Origin of the sequence: Streptomyces drozdowiczii, assembly GCF_026167665.1 — a bacterium.
Taxonomy (GTDB): domain Bacteria; phylum Actinomycetota; class Actinomycetes; order Streptomycetales; family Streptomycetaceae; genus Streptomyces; species Streptomyces drozdowiczii_A.
Map to the genome: position 1 here is coordinate 4,029,194 of NZ_CP098740.1, position 14,930 is coordinate 4,044,123.

General features: G+C 72.8%; 12 protein-coding genes and 3 pseudogenes. 8 read left to right on the forward strand and 7 right to left on the reverse strand.

Annotated features, from left to right (window positions below; all coding sequences use genetic code 11):
• Positions 1-1,046: pseudogene (locus NEH16_RS18365) on the reverse strand (questin oxidase family protein).
• Between the two features lie 376 nt (positions 1,047-1,422).
• Between NEH16_RS18365 and NEH16_RS18370 the strand changes: the two are divergent.
• The gene (locus NEH16_RS18370; RefSeq protein ID WP_265543721.1) at positions 1,423-2,421 is read left to right on the forward strand and encodes a sigma-70 family RNA polymerase sigma factor; all 999 of its coding nucleotides are present in this window, start codon (positions 1,423-1,425) and stop codon (positions 2,419-2,421) included.
• Positions 2,422-2,531: 110 nt separating this feature from the next.
• Here NEH16_RS18370 and NEH16_RS18375 read toward each other — a convergent pair whose 3' ends face one another.
• On the reverse strand, positions 2,532-3,500 hold the full coding sequence (locus tag NEH16_RS18375; protein ID WP_265543723.1) for a helix-turn-helix transcriptional regulator: 969 nt from the start codon (positions 3,498-3,500) through the stop codon (positions 2,532-2,534).
• A gap of 62 nt (positions 3,501-3,562) precedes the next feature.
• Here NEH16_RS18375 and NEH16_RS18380 point away from each other — a divergent pair, with 62 nt between their 5' ends.
• Positions 3,563-5,083 carry an MFS transporter gene (locus tag NEH16_RS18380; RefSeq protein WP_265543725.1) on the forward strand — a complete coding sequence of 507 codons (1,521 nt, stop codon included), beginning with the start codon at positions 3,563-3,565 and terminating at the stop codon, positions 5,081-5,083.
• Positions 5,084-5,158: 75 nt separating this feature from the next.
• Here the strand turns inward: NEH16_RS18380 and NEH16_RS18385 are convergent, their stop codons facing one another.
• From NEH16_RS18385 to NEH16_RS18395, 3 genes are all read right to left on the reverse strand, one after another.
• Complete coding sequence (locus tag NEH16_RS18385) at positions 5,159-5,914, reverse strand: DUF6227 family protein (RefSeq protein WP_265543727.1); 756 nt, start codon at positions 5,912-5,914, stop codon at positions 5,159-5,161.
• 196 nt (positions 5,915-6,110) lie between these two features.
• A complete protein-coding gene (locus tag NEH16_RS18390; protein ID WP_265543729.1) occupies positions 6,111-7,154 on the reverse strand; it encodes a P1 family peptidase in 1,044 nt (347 codons plus the stop codon).
• 67 nt (positions 7,155-7,221) lie between these two features.
• On the reverse strand, positions 7,222-7,455 hold the full coding sequence (locus NEH16_RS18395; RefSeq protein WP_265543731.1) for a hypothetical protein: 234 nt from the start codon (positions 7,453-7,455) through the stop codon (positions 7,222-7,224).
• Positions 7,456-7,618: 163 nt separating this feature from the next.
• Between NEH16_RS18395 and NEH16_RS18400 the strand changes: the two genes are divergently transcribed.
• The 6 genes and pseudogenes from NEH16_RS18400 to NEH16_RS18425 all read left to right on the forward strand — a co-directional run bounded on the left by NEH16_RS18400 (position 7,619) and on the right by NEH16_RS18425 (position 13,193).
• Positions 7,619-8,770 (forward strand): MFS transporter, encoded by a 1,152-nt coding sequence (locus NEH16_RS18400; RefSeq protein ID WP_265543733.1) that lies wholly within the window; start codon positions 7,619-7,621, stop codon positions 8,768-8,770.
• A complete protein-coding gene (locus tag NEH16_RS18405) occupies positions 8,767-11,091 on the forward strand; it encodes a molybdopterin oxidoreductase family protein (protein ID WP_265543735.1) in 2,325 nt (774 codons plus the stop codon). The genes NEH16_RS18400 and NEH16_RS18405 overlap by 4 nt, the downstream gene beginning before the upstream one ends.
• Before the next feature lie 7 nt (positions 11,092-11,098).
• Positions 11,099-11,701: a 4Fe-4S dicluster domain-containing protein gene (locus NEH16_RS18410; RefSeq protein WP_018104243.1), complete on the forward strand. Its 603-nt coding sequence runs from the start codon at positions 11,099-11,101 to the stop codon at positions 11,699-11,701.
• Positions 11,698-12,510, forward strand: a complete 813-nt coding sequence (locus tag NEH16_RS18415; RefSeq protein WP_265543740.1) for a ubiquinol-cytochrome c reductase iron-sulfur subunit — start codon at positions 11,698-11,700, stop codon at positions 12,508-12,510. Before NEH16_RS18410 ends, NEH16_RS18415 begins: the two co-directional genes overlap by 4 nt.
• Before the next feature lie 46 nt (positions 12,511-12,556).
• A pseudogene (locus NEH16_RS18420) lies at positions 12,557-12,946 on the forward strand (hypothetical protein); the annotation flags it as partial.
• 37 nt (positions 12,947-12,983) lie between these two features.
• Positions 12,984-13,193: a hypothetical protein gene (locus NEH16_RS18425; RefSeq protein WP_265543742.1), complete on the forward strand. Its 210-nt coding sequence runs from the start codon at positions 12,984-12,986 to the stop codon at positions 13,191-13,193.
• 54 nt (positions 13,194-13,247) lie between these two features.
• Here the strand turns inward: NEH16_RS18425 and NEH16_RS18430 are convergent, their stop codons facing one another.
• Positions 13,248-13,709, reverse strand: coding sequence for a hypothetical protein (locus NEH16_RS18430; protein WP_265871072.1), 462 nt, complete (start codon positions 13,707-13,709; stop codon positions 13,248-13,250).
• A gap of 334 nt (positions 13,710-14,043) precedes the next feature.
• Positions 14,044-14,876 (reverse strand): annotated as a pseudogene (locus tag NEH16_RS18435) (S-methyl-5'-thioadenosine phosphorylase).
• Positions 14,877-14,930 lie beyond the last annotated feature (54 nt).

The following is a 14,930-nucleotide window of genomic DNA, read 5'->3' on the forward strand; positions in this document are numbered from 1 at the left end:
TCAGAGCACCGGCGGGTTCAGCTCCACCGAGCGAAGCGCCGCCGCGAGGGCCGGCGCGTCGCCCACGTCCAGCGCGGTGTCCGTGAACTTGATGGTGTGGTCGTCCCCGTGCGCCGCCGCCCGCGCGAACAGCTCCCCGGCCGTGAGCGACGCCCCGTACCCGGCGGGCAGGACGGCGGCCTCGGCGGGGGAGTACGCGGCGGTCACCGCCGCGCTCGCCGCCCACGCCGCCCCCACGCTCGGCACCCACAGCTCGCGCGGCAGCGCCGGCAGCGTCCGCAGTACGGCGTTGGGCGCGGTCGCCGCGTGCACCAGCATCACCGGGTTGCCGTGCCCGTACTCCGCGTAGCGGTGGACCGCCGCCCCCACCAGCTCCGCCAGCCGGGCGCGCGCCTCGTCCGCGTCGGTCACGGCCGCGCCCTGCCACTGCGGGAACGCCGTGATCTGGGCCAGCCGGGCCCGGATGCCGCCGCTCTGGTCGGGCACTCGGGGCACGGCGTCCAGGGCGGCCCCGGCGGTCGGGCCGGGGCGAGCGGGGTGAGCGGGGGCAGCGGCTCGTGGCGGGCGGCCCAGTAGCCGAGCGCGTGGGCCAGCTCCCGGACGCGGGGGCCGGTCTCCTCGGTCGTCAGCAGGGTGCGCACGCTGTGGCCGAGCCGGATCGCCGGATGCGTGGAGCCGCCCGCGATGCCCGGGAGCAGCCGGGGCCACCACTCGGCGAGCACGTCGCGCCAGGGGCGGTCGGCGGTCTCCCGCTCGAAGTACACCGCCCAGTCGGCGATGCGGCGGGGGTCGCCCAGGGCCTCCTGCCAGTTCGCCGGGGTGACCTCGGCGAAACGGCCCGGCATGTCCTCCAGCTTCGCCCGGTAGTGGTCGAGCCAGCGGTGCACGGTGGCGGCCTGGCCGTTGCGGACGAGGGCTTCCACGGCCATCGGCGCGTGGTTGGTCAGCCAGCCCCCGCGCTCGGGGCCGGAGGAGTGCAGTCGCTCCAGGGCCTCGTCGAGGGTGCCGGTGGTGTCGGGGGCGGTGCGGTGCGTCGTCTCGTTCATGACAGCGACGCTAGGCACCCGGTGCGCGCCCGGTAACGGACTGCGGTCCCGAGGTCGCGGGCATCGGGCCTAGGACTCCCGACCGGTGCCCGCGCGCCCGGGACCAGGACAGAGGTCCGGGCAACCGGGCACCCGTACCCGACGTCTTCCGGGGTACGGGGGGTGTCGAGGGCCCCGAAACGACCTGAGTACCCGGGCTGACCAGCACGGACGTGCCCGGCCGCGGCATGCGCCCGCCCCGGTGGCGGGACAGGGTACTGCATGATCGCGAAATTGAATGCCAGGCATGGGAATTCTGTCCGGATTCCAGTCGTTGTTTCCATCGGATGCAGGGCACCCGAGAGGGTGTCGCGACCTACTCAGCAAGGGAGCACGCATGGCAACCCGTGCCGTCGCCCGTCGTTCGTCCGCCACCGGCGGGACCAACCGGGCGAGCAGTGTTCGCGCCGTGGGCGGAGAGATCGCCGATCGCGACCTGGTCGGCATGTACCTGGACGAGATAGCGCGTACGCCGCTGCTCGATGCCGCCAAGGAGGTCGACCTCTCCCAGGCCGTCGAGGCCGGTGTCTACGCACGCCAGATCCTCGACGGTGAGGTGGAGAGCGACGCGGGCGGCGCCTCGCGCGAAGAGCTGGAGGCGCTGGTCGCCGAGGGCGAGCGCGCCAAGGACGTGTTCATCCGTTCCAACCTCCGACTCGTCGTCGCCGTCGCCCGCCGCTACCCGCGCGCCGGGCTCCCCCTGCTCGACCTGATCCAGGAGGGCAACGCGGGCCTGGTGCGCGCGGTCGAGAAGTTCGACTACGCCAAGGGCTTCAAGTTCTCCACGTACGCCACCTGGTGGATCCGCCAGGCCATCACGCGCTCCATAGCGGACCAGTCGCGCACCATCCGGCTCCCCGTCCACCTGGTGGAGGAGCTGGGCCGCATCCGCCGGGTGCAGCGCGAGTTCAACCGGGAGAACGGCCGCGACCCGGAGCACGCCGAGATCGCCGCCGAGCTGGGCTCCACCCCGGAGCGCGTCGGCGACGTCCTGGACTGGGCCCGCGACCCGGTCAGCCTCAACATGTCCGTGGACGACGAGGGCGACACGCAGTTCGGCGACCTCCTGGAGGACACCTCCGCCATCTCGCCCGAGCAGTCCGTGCTCACGCTGCTGCGCAGCGAGGAGCTGGAGGAGCTGATCGGCAAGCTCGACAACCGCACCGCGTCGATCATCCGCATGCGGTACGGAATCGAGGACGGCCGGGAGCGCACGCTCACCGAGGTCGGCAAGGAGCACGGCCTCACCCGCGAGCGCATCCGCCAGATCGAGAAGCACGCGCTCCTCGAATTGAAGCGAATGGCTCACGACACGGGCTTTGACGCTGCGGCCTGAGCCCGAGTCCAGTAACCTCCGAATTGGGCCGCTTCACCCGGCCCCCCTGAACTGAGTCCCGGCGCCCACCCCCCTGGCGCCGGGGCTCATCCTTTTCCGCGCGGCCCTCGCTACGCTCCGCCGGACCCCGCGCGGCTGAGTCGGCCGCCCAGCTCCGTCACGTACGCCACCAGCTCCGGCGGCCGGTGCACGGTGAACTCGCAGTCCACCATCGCCAGCCGCACCGCCAGCCACTCCAGCTGGTCCCGCAGCACGGCACGCAGCCGGCAGCCGCCCTCGCCCTCCGGCTCCAGCGGCCCGACCCGGCCGTGCAGCCGCGACGCGACGAACTCCGGCGGCGCCGCGAAGCTCACCTCCACCTCGATCTCCGGCTGCCGGCGCGCCATCGAGCGGGACAGGAACTCCGCCGCGTCCCCCTCCGGCAGCTCCCTCGGCGTGAACCGGGCGCCCGTAGCGAACGGCTCGCTGACCCGGTCCACGCGGAAGGTGCGCCACGCCTCGCGCTCCAGGTCGTACGCCACCAGATACCAGCGCCACCCGGTGCTCACCAGCCGGTACGGCTCGACCTGGCGCCGGGACTCCGCGCCGTCGCCCGCCCGGTACGCGAAGCGCAGCCGCTCCCGGCCGGTGACCGCCGAGGCCATCACGGTCAGCGTCTGCGGGTCGATGGTCGAACCGTCGCCCCGGGCGAGGGGGACCGTCGCGTTCTGGAGGGTGGAGACCCGGTGGCGCAGCCGGGACGGCAGCACCTGCTCCAGCTTGGCCAGCGCCCGTACGGACGCCTCGTCCACGCCCTCGATGGCATGCCCGGCGCCGGCCCGCAGCCCCACCGCGATGGCGACCGCCTCCTCGTCGTCCAGGAGCAGCGGCGGCATGGCGGTGCCCGCCACGAGCCGGTAGCCGCCGACCGAGCCGCGCGAGGCCTCGACCGGATAGCCGAGGTCGCGCAGGCGGTCGATGTCGCGGCGGATCGTGCGCGCGCTGACGTCCAGGCGCTCGGCGAGCTCGCTGCCCGGCCACTCGCGCGGTGTCTGGAGCAGTGACAGCAGATTCAGCAGTCGTGCCGGGGTGTCGGTCATGTCACCCAGCATGCGCGCTCATTGGGTCACGATCTGTCCTATTGGCTGTTTAGGTTCTTTCCATGACTTCCTCCGCACCACTGCCGTCGCCTGCGGCTGCTTCAGACCGCCGCCGGTGGTTCGCCCTGGCCATCGTGATGACCGCCGCCTTCATGGACCTCGTCGACGTCACGATCGTCAACATCGCCATCCCCAGCATCGAGCGGGACACCGGCGCCTCGTTCAGCTCCATCCAGTGGATCGTCGCCGGGTACGCCCTGGCCTTCGCCGCCGGGCTGATCACCGGCGGGCGGCTCGGTGACATCTACGGCCGCAAGCGGCTCTTCCTCGTCGGCATCGGGGGCTTCACCCTCGCCTCCGCGCTCTGCGGATTCGCCGCCAACCCCGAGATGCTGGTCGCCTCCCGCTTCCTCCAGGGCGCCACGGCGGCGCTGATGGTGCCGCAGGTGCTGTCGATCGTGCACGCCACCTTCCCCGCCCACGAGCGCGGCAAGGTCTTCGGCCTGTTCGGCGCGATCGTCGGCCTCGGCGCGGTCTCCGGGCCGCTGCTGGGTGCGCTGCTGACCGAGTGGAACATCGCCGGTCTCGAATGGCGCCCGATCTTCCTGATCAACCTGCCGGTCGGCATCCTCGGCCTGGTCCTGGGCAGCAAGTTCATCACCGAGTCCAAGTCACCCAGGGCGCTGCGGCTCGACCTGGTCGGCGTCGTGCTCGTCACGCTCGGCATGCTGATGCTGATCTACCCGCTGACCCGCGGCCGTGAGCTGGGCTGGCCGCTGTGGGGCTACCTGTCGATGGCCGGAAGCGTCCTCGTCTTCCTCGTCCTCGTGCTGTTCGAGCGCGCCAAGGCCGGCCGGGACGGATCGCCGCTGATCGAGCTGTCGCTGTTCCGGGTGCGGAGCTTCGCCGCCGGGATCGCCGTGCAGCTGACCTTCGGCATCGGGCTCGGCATCTTCTTCCTGGTCTGGACGCTGTACATGCAGATGGGCCTCGGCTGGAGCGCGCTGCGTGCCGGTACGACCGGTATCCCGTTCTCGGTCTCCGTGTCGGTGGCCGCCGGGCTCTCCGTGCAGAAGCTGGTGCCCCGCTTCGGCCGCAAGGTCCTCCAGACGGGCGCCCTGCTCATGGCGGCCGGCCTGCTGCTCTACATCTGGGAGTCGCACCACTACGGCATGGGCATCACGTCCTGGCAGATGGCGCTGCCCCTGGTCGTCATGGGCGTCGGCATGGGCCTGATCGTGGCGCCGCTGGCCGACGCGGTGCTGTCCGAGGTGCCCAAGGAGCACGCCGGGTCCGCCTCCGGCCTCTTCAACAGCGTGCAGCAGATGGGCAACGCGCTCGGCCTCGGGCTGGTCTCGGTCGTCTTCTACGGGGCGATCGGCGACCGGCTCACGCCCGAGCAGGTCGGCCCGGCGTTCGCGGACGCCTTCGAGCAGTCGCTGTGGTGGGTGGCCGGGGTGCTGCTGCTGATCTTCGTGGTGATGTTCGCCCTGCCGGCCAGGCCGAAGCAGCACGTCGAGGGCGCGGCGGACGACGAGCCGGCCGCGCCGGAGCCCGCCCAGGAGCCGGTGCTCACGCACTGAGCCGACGGCGTACGAAGCGGAGTCACCGGTGCCCGCGTCCCCCCGAGGGACGCGGGCACCGGCATGCGCATGCGCTCAGCAGATGCGCGTACGGGCTTCCATCGCGCCGCGGGCCGTCGCCTCGTCGCCGTACACCTCGCACATGTGGCGGCCGTCCGGGGTCGCCGTGTGCTCGACCTCCCACAGGCTCGTCTCGCTGCCGTCGAGGAGCAGGAACGCGTGCTCGTACAGCGTGAAGCCGGCGTCCCGGCCCTCCACGCGGCACTGGCGGCCGAAGACCTGCGTGATGTGGTGCGCGAAGGCGGCCCGCAGCAGATGGGCGGTCTCCTCGCCGGGCACGTCGCCGTTCTCCGCGCGGCGCAGCACGCGGCGGGCGTGGTCCGCGGAGTTGTCCGGCGCGTACGTCCGGGGGAGCGGGGCCGGGGGCGCGGCCAGCAGCGCCGACATCAGCTCCAGGTCGGCCTGGGCCCCCTCCGCGTCGCCGAAGTCGGGGACGTCCCACAGGCTGCCGGTCAGCCGGGCGGCGGCGATGTGGGCGTCGGCCTCGTCGTCGTACAGCTCGTGCTGCCGGGTGTCGGGGTGGCCGTCCCCGCGCGGACCGCTGTGCACCAGCTCCCACAGGGTCAGCGCGGCGCCGTCGCTCAGCAGATACGCGTGGCGGTAGGTCTCGCGGTGCAGGGTGGCGCTGTGGTGCGAGGAGTACAGGGAGCTGCTGTGGGCCAGCGCGGAGCCCAGCCGTTCCACCGTGCCGTCGGGGAGGTCGAACGAATTGAGAGCCCGACGCAGGATTCGCTCGACGTGCTGCTCGGTCGTCTCGTACGGATCGCTCAAGGTGCTGTCTCCAGGCCGTCGCCGCGTGTGACTTGATGCGTGCATAACGTAGCCCCTGGGGCTGACATCGGGACCGGGGTTCAGAAAAACGCACGGGGCGCACGGAAGGTTCCGCGCACGGGGCCCGGACTTCCTCGCGCGGGTGGGGCTCCCTCGCGCGGGTGGCGCGCTTCCCGGCTCGCGGGGCCGGGCTTCCTTACGCGACCGGCCCGTAGAGGTCGCTGTACGAGGGGAAGGTGCCCCCGCCGTCGCCGCCCCGGACGCCCTTCGCCGCCCGGGCCGCCTTCACGATGGCCCGGGCCACCGCCTCCGCACCCGCCGCGAGCAGCGGGTTGAGCGCGACGGGGTCCTCCGCGTCCAGGTCCCGCCGGCCGGTGGCGAGCGCGAACACGGTGTCCCCGTCGGTCATCAGGTGCACGGGCCGGATGGCGCGCGCCAGCCCGTCGTGCGCGGTGCCCGCCAGCTTCTGCGCCTGCGCCCGGGTGAGGGCGGCGTCGGTGGCGACGACGGCGAGCGTGGTGTTGAGCAGGGGGCGCGCGTCCGTGCCGCGCGCCTGCGCCAGGCGCCTTCGCGCCGCCTCGTGGACCTCGGCCGGCGGGGCGACGGCCGGCTCCTCGCCGCCGTACTCCCCGAACAGCACCCCCGTACGGGGATCGAGCACCGATCCCGCCGCGTTGACCACGACGAGCGCGCCGACGGTGAGCCCGGACGGCAGCAGGACGCTCGCGCTCCCCACCCCGCCCTTGAGCTGCCCGGCCACCGCCCCCGTGCCCGCGCCGACGCACCCCTCGGCGACCGCCGCGCCCTCCTCGGTCCGGGCGGCGTCCGCCACGGCCGCCCGGCCCGTCGCCGCGTCCGGCCGGGCCCGCCAGTCGCCGCCGCGCCCCAGGTCGAACACGCAGGCCGCCGGGACCACGGGGACCACCTGGGCCGGATCGGCGCCCACCCGCACCCCGCGCCCCCGCTCCTCCAGCCACGCCATCACCCCGGACGCCGCGTCGAGCCCGTACGCGCTGCCCCCGGTGAGCACGACCGCGTCGATGCGCTGGACCAGGTTGCGCGGATCCAGCGCGTCCGTCTCCCGCGTCCCCGGCCCGCCCCCGCGCACATCGACGGCGGCGACCACCCCACCCTCGGGCGCGAGCACCACGGTGGTCCCACTGAGCGCGCCCTTCCCGGCAACCTGCGCGTGCCCGACGCGCAGACCGGCAACATCGGTGAGGGCGTCCTGACGGGGCATCGGGGCTCCTTGGGGTGGATGCGGAGGGCCGGGCGGCCAACGTACCGCCGGAGTCCGGACCGCTCGATCACTCCTCCGGCCGAAGCCGCTGCCGAGCGGCCTCGAGCCGCTGGTCGTAGTCGGGCGCGAACAGCTCGGGAAGCGTCGTGTCGATCGTTCCGGCGATCCGGTGGATCGGCGCCCAGACCGCCGGATCGTCGACAACGCGGCGAAGGTCCGTCAACTGGAGCTTCTCCAGCCAGTGCGAGAGCACCAGTGCCTCGTCATTCGTGAGCTTGATCGTGACCTGACTGTCGCTCATGCACACCCCTGCGGCTCGGCCCGCCCTTGACCGCACGAACCTACTGGCCCGGACCTCGACCGAACAGAGGGGCCCCTGCCCCGCCTCCCACCCCCCGCGACTCGCTCACCCCCTAGCGCCCTAAAACAGGACCAACCACCCCACACCGCCCTACCGTGGCACCGTGACCGAGCCACCTGAAGCCGCAGGCGCAGCCGCGCAGCCCGTCCCCGGGGGTCGTGCCGGGACCGTCGACGCGGGCGGGCGCGGGCCGGCGCCGGGCGGGTCCGGGCGGGCCGGAGGGCTCGTGCCCCGGTCCGTCACCGCGCGGGCGACCGCGGCGGGCGTCATCGTCTCCCTTCTGCTCGTCGTGGCCATCGTGCTCGGCAGCCGGTTCCTGGAGCACTTCGACTCCGCGCTGCTGCCGTACGCCGTCGCCACGGTGTTCCTCGCCTTCGGCGTCGCGTACCGGTACACCGTCTGGGTCTCCGCGCCCGGCGCCAAGCGGCTGTTCAAGAAGGGCTGGGGGAGCCTCTTCTCGGTGGACAACTTCCGCCGCGCGCCCACCGCGCTGCCGAAGATGATCGCCACCTACCTCGGCTTCCAGAAGTTCCTCGGCGCCCGCTCGCACGCCCGCTGGGCCGCCCACCAGCTGATCTTCTGGGGCTGCATCCTCGCCGCGCTGATCACCTTCCCGCTGACCTGGGGCTGGTTCACCTTCACCTCGGACACCGGCTCCGGGCCCGGCTACGAGATGCGTATCTGGGGCTTCAAGATCCTCGGCTTCGACTCCCTCGACTTCCTCGGCTGGCTGATGTTCCACGGCCTGGACATCGCCGCCGTGCTCGTCATCCCCGGCGCCTCCTACTTCCTGTGGCGGCGGATGAAGGACCGCGGGGCCATCGCCGGCCAGCGGTTCGCCTACGACCTGGTACCGCTGATCGCGCTCATCGTCATCTCGGTGACCGGGCTGCTGCTCACCTTCTCCTCGATCTTCCTGCACGGCGGCGGCTACGAGTTCCTGGCGATCCTCCACATGGTCGCGGTGGTCTTCACCCTCATCTACATCCCGTTCGGGAAGTTCTTCCACATCGTCCAGCGCCCCGCCGCCGTCGGCATGCAGCTGTTCAAGTACACCGGCCGGCAGGACGAAGAGGTCTTCGCCTGCCGCCGCTGCGAGGAACCCATCGACACCACCCCCTACGTCGAGAACCTGCGCGGCACCATGCGCGACCTCAGCCTCGGCTTCGACGAGTGGGCCGAATACTGCCCGCGCTGCAAGCGGGTGCTGCGAGGCAGCGCCTACCTCTCCCAGGTGAAGAAGGGTTTCAAGTGACCGCGGACTCGCGAACGCCCGAACCGCATGCGGTCGTGCCCATCGATCCCTCCCTCGCACCGCCGGGCACCCGCGCCTTCCGCGACGCGGGCGGCATCCCCGCCGACCGGTGGCACGCCGACCAGAACGGCGAGACCCTCGTCCCCACCCACTGCTGCTTCTGCGGCATCCAGTGCGGTATGTATCTGCGCGTCGACCGCGGCGGCAAGGTCTTCGGCGTCGAACCCCGCAACCACGACATCAACCGCATGCGCCTGTGCCCGAAGGGCATCAACGCCTACCAGCAGGTCAACCACCCCGACCGGCTCACCGCCCCGCTGATGCGGCGCTCCCGTGACGAGCCGTTCCAGGAGGTGTCCTGGGAAGAGGCGCTCGATTTCACGGTCTCCGAGATCCAGCGCATCCAGGAGCAGTACGGGAAGGACGCCTTCGGGCTGTTCGGCGGCGCCAGCCTGTTCTCCGAGAAGACCTATCTCGTGGGCAAGTTCGCCCGGGTCGCCCTGAAGACCCGGCACGTCGACTACAACGGCCGGCTCTGCATGGTCAGCGCCGCGGCCGCCAACAAGCTGGCCTTCAACATCGACCGGGCGGGCAACCCGTTCTCCGACATGCTGCTCACCGATTGCCTGCTGATCGCGGGCTCCAACGTCGGCGAGTGCTTTCCCGTGCTGACCCAGTACGTGTGGGGCGCCCGGGACCGCGGCGCCAGCCTCATCGTCATCGACCCACGCGAGACCGCCATCGCGCGAACCGCCGACATCCACGTCGCGCTGAAACCCGGCACCGACGCGGCGTTCTTCAACTCCCTGCTCTGCGTCGTCATCGAAGAGGGCCTCACCAACGAGGACTACCTGGCGGCCCACGCCAGCGGCTGGGACGAGGTGCGGGCCAAGGCGCTGGAGTACCCACCGGCCCGCGCCGCCGACATCTGCGGTGTCCCCGCCGAGCAGATCGTCCAGGTGGCCCGTACCTTCGCCCGTGCGCCTCGGGCCATGGCCTGGCACGCCCGAGGCATCGAGCACCAGTCCCAGGGCGTCGAGAACTGCCTCACGGTCATCAACCTCTGTACGGCCACCGGCCACATCGGCAGGCCCGGCGCGGGCTACGGCACCCTTACCGGTCAGGGCAACGGGCAGGGCGGCCGCGAGCACGGCCAGAAGTCGGACCTCCTTCCGGGCGGCCGCTCCATCAACAACGAGGAGCACCGCCGGCAGATCTGCGAGATCTGGGGGATCGACGAATCGGAACTCCCCCTGGCCGGGACCTCGATGATGGAGATGATCCACCAGATGCGGAGCGGGGAGATCCGCGGGCTGATGGGCGTCTGCAACAACCCCATCATCTCCCTGCCGAACTACCCCGTGGTCAAGGAGGGGTACGACGCCAACGAGTTCCATGTCCAACTCGACTTCTTCCTTTCCGAATCCGCGGCCAACGCCCATGTCGTCCTTCCCGTCACCTCCTGGGCCGAGGACGAAGGGGTGATGGCCAACGCCGAAGCCAGGGTCGTGAAGCACAACAAGGCTCAGGACCCGCCTCCCGGTGTACGGACCGACACCTGGGTCATGTGCGAACTCGCGCGCCGCCTCGGCGTGGGCGACAAGTTCGCGTTCAACGGTTCCCGGGAGGTCTTCGACGAGCTCCGCGTGGCCTCCGCGGGGACGGTCATCGACTACTACGGCATCACCTACGAACGACTGGAGGAGACGGGCGGCATCTCCTGGCCCTGCCCCTCGGCCGACCACCCGGGCACTCCCCGGCTCTTCGAGGACGGCAGGACCTACCACCCCGACGGCAAGATCCATATGCAGGTCGTCGAGTGGCATCCGCCGATGGACCCGTACAGCGGCGAGTTCCCCATGTCCCTCACCACCGGGCGCACCGTCGCCCACTTCCTGTCCGGCAACCAGACCCGGCGCCTGGGGGCCCTGGTCGAACAGACCCCTCGCCCGTGGGCCGAGATCCATCCCTCCCACGGCTTCCGCAACGGCGAACCGGTTCGTGTCGTCACCCGGCGCGGCAGTGCCACGTACCCGGCCCTGGTCACCGACGCCATCCGCCCGGACACCGTCTTCATCCCGTACCACTGGCCGTTTCCCACGTCGGCCAACGTTCTCACCATCGACGCCCTCGACCCCCGCTCCAAGATCCCCGAGTACAAGGTGTGCGCCTGCCGCATCGAGCACGCCGAGCGGATCGACGAGGTCCCCGCGCCCCCGGTCGCCCCCGGACACGTCGCTTATCCGGAGACCCAGGTCTCCCGCACCGACCCGCTGCCGCCCACGTCCTCGCAGGGCCGCGGCACTTCGGAGAGGAGCTGATGCCCGCATGATGGGCCGAACGATCTTCATCGACCCGGGCCGCTGCATCGGCTGCCAGGCGTGCGTCTCCGCCTGCCGCGAATGCGACTCGCACCGCGGCAAGTCCATGATCCACCTCGACTACACCGACGAGGGCCAGTCCGTCGCCTCCCTTCCCACCGTCTGCATGCACTGCGAGGACCCCGTCGCCCCGTGCGCCGAGGTGTGCCCCGCCGACGCGATCCTGGTGACCGCCGACGGCGTTGTGCAGCAGGCCGACACCACCCGCTGCATCGGCTGCGCCAACTGCGTCAACGCCTGCCCCTTCGGCGTCCCGAAGATCGACCTCCAGGCGAAGCTGCAGATGAAGTGCAACCTCTGCTACGACCGCACCGCCTACGGCCTCGCCCCCATGTGCGCCACCGTCTGCCCGACCGGAGCGCTCTTCTACGGCACCGCCGAGGAACTCCAGGCCGAACGCCCCGGTGTCCAGGTCGCCGACTCCTTCGTCTTCGGCGAGAGCGAGGTCCGGACCGGCGTCGCGATGGTCGTGCCGGCCGACCGGGTCCAGTGGCCGGTCCCCGGCGGCCTGCCCGTCGTGGAGATCAACGGGAAGGACGTCCGACGGTGACCGAGACCGGCTACCCGCCCCCCGGCGACCCGCGGCAGCCCTCGACCCGCGACCCCGGCAGCACCCCGCCCGGCGCCCCCGGACAGCCGGCCTCCGGCGACCCGCGCGAGGCCCTGCACGACCGGATCGCCGCCGACGCCCTCACCACCCGGCGCGACTACCTGCGCATCGTCGCCACCGTCTCCGGCGGGCTCGCCATCGGCGGCCTCGGCGTCGCCGGCGGCATCCTGCCCCGCCACGGCGACCCCGACGACGGCAAGGCCCCGGCCCCCAAGAAGATCGCCGCCCAACTCCTCCCCGGCGAGTCCATCGCCTTCGACTACCCCGACGAGGAGGACCGGGCGGTCGCCGTCCGGCTCAACGACGGCACCCTCGTCGGCTACTCCGCCATCTGCACCCACCTCGCCTGCGGGGTCCTCTGGCGCAAGGACCGGGGCACCGAGGGCGAGCTGTACTGCCCCTGCCACGAAGGCGTCTTCGACGCCCGCAGCGGCGAGGTCACCGCCGGACCGCCGCCCCGGGGGCTGCCCAAGGTCGTGCTCACCGAGGAGACCGACGGCAGCATCTGGGCCGTCGGCACCACCCGCTCCGGCGAGAGCATCGAGCACGGGCTGTGCCGCCAGTTCGGCGAGGAACGCCCCGACCTGGCCGCCCGCCTCGGCTGCCCCGGCGTCCGCGACGGCGGGGCCGAGGCGCCCCCCGCCCCCGGCGGAATCGGCCGCACGGTGGCCCCCGGCCCGGTCGCCCCCGGCCCGTCCCGTACGCGCACCGGAGCCGGCGCGTCCGACACCCCGGGGAGCCCGTCATGAGCGACGACGACCGCCGGACCCCCGGCGCTCCGGGCCCGCAGCCCGCCCCCGACCCGCAGACCCCCGGCCCCCGCTCCACCCCGGCCCGCACTACCCCGAGTACCACCCCGGCAGCGCGCGGGCGGAGCTCAACCGGCCCGTCCACGAGCGCTATCCGCAGATCCGGCCCACCAGCGGCTACGGCGACCCCCGCGTCCGCCACACCGGGCCCGGACCCGGTGCCGGCACCGACCAGGAGCCCGAGCGGTCCTCCAAGCTCACCGCACGCCTCGTGCTGGCCATGTCCGTCGTCATCGGGCAGCTGTGGGGCCTGACGGTCATCGTGGACGAGTGGATGGAGGGCAATTCCGGCACCGCGTGGTGGGGCGCAGGCTTCCTCTGCCTGTCGTTCCTCGTCGTCCTCGGGCTCTGGCTGCTCGACCCCAAGGACCGCTGACCGGCCGACCGGGGCGGGGCGGCCGTACCCTGGAGGCATGAGTACCGCCCCCGCCCCCGGACCGCGAGACGCGGAGCCCACCACGCCGGACCGGCCCAGGCCCAAGTCGGCGCTGATCTTCGACGATCCGCTGGACCAGCAGTCGGCGGACGACACGGACCAGGGGTGGGGCGAGCGGGCCCCGACCGGGGGCAGCGCCGCCGACCTGGCGCGCTTCCTCGACGAGAAGCCCCCGCACCACATCTGACGCCGGGCCCCTCCCAGGGCGTGACCCACCTCCGTACGGCACGGGCCGCCCGCCTCAGCACAGGACCACCGCGAATCCGCCGGAGATCCCGGCCCCCGCGAGGCCCGCCGCCGTCGCTCTGGGCACCGCGAGCACGATCAGCGCCCCCTCGCCCGACAAGCCCCCGGCCTCCGCCGACGGCACCCGCTCCACGCGCGCACCCCTGGCCACCACCCGGGCCTCCTCCGCCGCCGCCCCGGGACCGCCCGACGCGACCACGTCCACCCGGTCGCCCGGCCGCAGCAGCCGTACGGTCTCCGCGTCCGCGATCCGTACCGGCGCCGACACCAGGCGTACCGGAGGCGAGGCCCGCTCCCGGGACGCCGCCCGCGCCGTATCACCGCCGTGCCCGCCGTCACCGTCCCCGGCCAGTCCGGAGACGGCCAGCGCGGCCGCCGTCAGGGCCAGGCCCGCGGCCATCGACCGGCGCTGCCGCCACATCGCGCGGCGCAGCCGCTGACCGGCACCCACGCGCACCCGCAGCGGCGGGAACGCGGGCACCCCGCACGGCGGAGGAGCGGGCAGCGGCCCCGGCGGCCCGCCCGCGTACGGGTCGGCGGAAGGGGCTGGGGGAAAGCGTGGGAACCGGACGAGCGCATCGCGAACACCGCCTGCGTCAGGGGCCGATGGGGCAGGCCCGGCCACCGGAACCCCGAGGTCCCGGCCGCCGGACAACCCCACGATGCACCGGCCGCCCGATTCCCGCCGGAGCCTGTGGACCGTCCACCCCATGTGGAAAACTCCGTCACCCGCAGGCGGGAACACCGGCGAACGCGACCACCGGCAGCCCCCGCCGCAGCCCCGACGCCCCCTACGGCAACACGATCCCCGTCTCGATCCCGTCCAGCGCGTGCCCGCACGGGCACCCCCGGTCCTCCGTCGCCGGCAGCGCCGCCACCGCGTCGAAGAGGACCGAGCGCAGCCGGTCCACATTGGCGGCGAAGACCTTCAGCACCTCCTCGTGGGAGACGCCCTCGCCCGCCTCCGCGCCCGCGTCCAGGTCCGTGACCAGGGTCATCGTCGTGTAGCAGAGGCCCAGTTCGCGGGCGAGCACCGCCTCCGGGTGACCGGTCATGCCGACCACGGACCAGCCCATCGCCGCGTGCCAGCGCGATTCGGCGCGGGTCGAGAAGCGCGGACCCTCGACCACCACCAGCGTGCCGCCGTCCACCGCCTCCCAGTCCCGGCCCCGCGCCGCGGCCAGCGCCACCTTGCGGCCCTCGGGGCAGTACGGGTCGGCGAAGCCCAGGTGCACCACGTTCGGCAGGACTCCGTCGGCCCTGGTCTCACCGTCGTAATACGTCTGCACCCGGGTCTTCGTCCGGTCCACCAGCTGGTCCGGCACGATCAGGGTGCCCGGCCCGTACTCCGGGCGCAGGCCGCCCACCGCACACGGGCCGAGCACCTGGCGCACGCCGACCGAGCGCAGCGCCCACAGGTTGGCGCGGTAGTTGATGCGGTGCGGGGGACGTGGTGGCCCCGGCCGTGCCGGGGGAGGAAGGCGACCCGGCGGCCGCCGGTCTCGCCGATGAAGACGGAGTCGCTGGGGTCTCCGTAAGGGGTTTCCACGCGGACCTCGGTGACGTCCTCCAGGAAGGAGTACAGCCCCGAGCCGCCGATCACGCCGATCTCTGCGTTCGCCATGCGGTCACCCTAGGCCGTGTCCGCGCGGCCCCGTCCGGCGGGCGCGGGCGCGCG